Origin of the sequence: uncultured Chitinophaga sp. (assembly GCF_937874145.1) — a bacterium.
GTDB lineage: Bacteria > Bacteroidota > Bacteroidia > Chitinophagales > Chitinophagaceae > Chitinophaga.
The window spans coordinates 1-2,323 of sequence record NZ_CALNBI010000192.1; the positions used below are offsets into that span (position 1 = coordinate 1).

General features: G+C 53.7%; 3 protein-coding genes. All 3 read left to right on the forward strand.

What is annotated here, in order from left to right; all coding sequences use genetic code 11:
- Positions 1–494, forward strand: a 494-nt coding sequence (locus Q0510_RS09030) for a sigma-70 family RNA polymerase sigma factor (RefSeq protein WP_298710219.1), incomplete at its 5' end; no start/stop codon positions are given.
- A 56-nt stretch (positions 495–550) separates the two neighbouring features.
- Positions 551–1,768 carry a FecR family protein gene (locus Q0510_RS09035; protein WP_298710222.1) on the forward strand — a complete coding sequence of 406 codons (1,218 nt, stop codon included), beginning with the start codon at positions 551–553 and terminating at the stop codon, positions 1,766–1,768.
- Between the two features lie 318 nt (positions 1,769–2,086).
- The coding region (locus Q0510_RS09040) for a hypothetical protein (protein WP_298710224.1) at positions 2,087–2,323 on the forward strand (237 nt) is incomplete at its 3' end.

A 2,323-nucleotide genomic window follows, 5' to 3' on the forward strand; every position in this document is an offset into this window, starting at 1 on the left:
TCAAGTGGAACGCGCTCAAGCTGCTCAAATCGGAATTCTGGGCAGAGGAAATCGTCCAGGAAGTATTCACCCAGCTATGGAGAAACCGTCAGCAGCTCGCGGCTGTAGAAGCTCCGGTGGCTTACCTTTACCGGATGACCGCCAACCGCAGCCTCGACCGGATCCGCCGCGATGCGCTGGAGGTTAGAATGCAGTATGCCGTGAACAAAGCGCTCCACGGCGATCCGGACATCTTCCAGGAAAACAAGTACGACCTGAAATTCGTGGAGCGGCTTATTTCGGAAGCCATCGGCCGGTTGCCGGATCAGGGCCGTCGCATCTTCGAACTGCAACAAAAAGAAGGGTTGAGTTACCAGGAAATTGCCGACAGGTTAGGCCTCAGCAAAAACACGGTGCGCAATCATATGGTTAAAAATCTGCAGGTCATTCGCACATATATGCGCCAACATGGCGAAATCCCCGTCCTGCTTTTCAGCCTTTGGTATTTATTTTAGAAAATTTGTTAGGAAGATAGTCCTGTTTCCCCGATAGTTCGCCTTTAGTAATAGATATGAGGAAAGACAGCGATCAAATAAAGGAACTTTGGGGATTGTACCTCGCCGACCAGGCCACCCTGGAACAGGTGGATACCTTGTTTGCCCTGCTCGAAGATGACAACGAAGAAGAAGTTCATCTGAACGCCATCGCAGCGGCATTTGACGGTTTGCCTTCGGATAGCCAGGTTACCGACCCTGTAATCATCCGGTCCCATCTTGAAGCCATTATCATCTCAAATGGCGAATTGGCCGCATCCGCCGGGCTGATTCCAAAAAGAAGAAGGAACATCTTCACCATCGCCCATATCTGGTGGGCGGCCGCAATCTTAATACTGGCGGCGGGCGCTGCTTTCTGGCTGTTTTCCACCAATGCACCCGTATCAGTTAACAAAATGGTAAGCGCAGCAGACATTGCACCTGGCCGCCAGGGGGCTATCCTGACATTGGCGGACGGCACACAGGTAATGCTCGACAGCCTGCATGACGGTGAAGTAGCCCGGCAGCAGGGAGCGAATGCCGTGGTGAAAAACGGGCAGCTCCGGTACGAACCGGGAACGGTTTCGGGCAACGGGACCAGCTACAATGCCGTCGCCACGCCCAGGGGGCGGCAATTTGATCTCGTCCTCCCCGACGGATCGCGTGTGTGGCTGAACGCCGCCAGCTCCATCCGCTACCCCACGGCATTCACGGGTGCGGAGCGAAAGGTCGAGATCACCGGGGAAGCCTATTTTGAAGTAGCGAAGATGCCGGGGAAAGTTTTCCGCGTGTCCGCCGGTAAAGTCATGGAGATAGAGGTGTTGGGTACGCATTTCAATGTAAATGCATATCCCGACGAACAAACCATCCGCACGACCTTGCTCGAAGGCAGCGTGAAAATCGCCATCCCGGGCGCAGGGCGCGAAAGCATCAGGCTGGCGCCCGGACAGCAAGCGCGCATGCTGCAGCAAGCGCAACCGCAAAATATTGAAGTCAGCAACGAGCCGCACCCCGAAAGCGTTATCGCCTGGAAAGATGGCTTTATCAGCCTGGACGGCGCCTCATTTGGCGAAGTCATGCGGCAGCTGGAAAGATGGTATGATATAGAAGTCGTATATCAGGGGAAAATGCCGGCAATCCGTTTCAGGGGTGAGTTGAGCCGGGATGTGAGCCTGGCGGGTCTATTGAAAGGGTTGGAAGAAGCTGGCGTGAAATTCCGGATGGAAGAAGGCCGACGCCTGGTAGTGTTGCCGTAGCATACTGAAAGCTAACAATATATGAAATTGAAACTCAACCAAAATGAATCGCCCGGAAACCGGGGGCAAGCCGTCTTTCGTCAAAGCCAACCGCCGCCGGCCGTTACCTGAACCGCAGCGTCCTGCCATAAAAAACCGGAAGTGGTTGCAACACTCCCGGCGGATCTGGTTCGACGCAATTACCTGTGTAAGCATTTTATCTAACCAAACTGCATCAAATTTATGCAAAAAACGTCTTTTTGCAGCTACGCATCCTGTGCCAGCAGGTTGCCGTGGCCCACTGCAACATGCCGGCTACCAGCTCAATTGCTGAAATGTATGAGAATTCTGACCTTACTGATTTTTACCGCTTCGATGGCCGTTTCAGCCCGGCCATTGGCGCAAACCGTTACGCTCAAAGCGAAAAATCTCCCGCTGGAGAAGATCTTCCCGGTCGTGAAGGCGCAAACCGGGTATGTTTTCTTTTCATACGGCAACCTCTTGCAGAAGAGTAAAGCCGTGACCCTCGACGCCGACCAGGTGCCTTTGCAGCAATTCCTTGCCATGGTGTTTCGC

What these genes read in the sequence shown, in the direction of transcription:
- Q0510_RS09035 (WP_298710222.1), top strand. Translation starts at nt 551, where the DNA reads ATGAGGAAAGACAGCGATCAAATAAAGGAACTTTGGGGATTGTACCTC.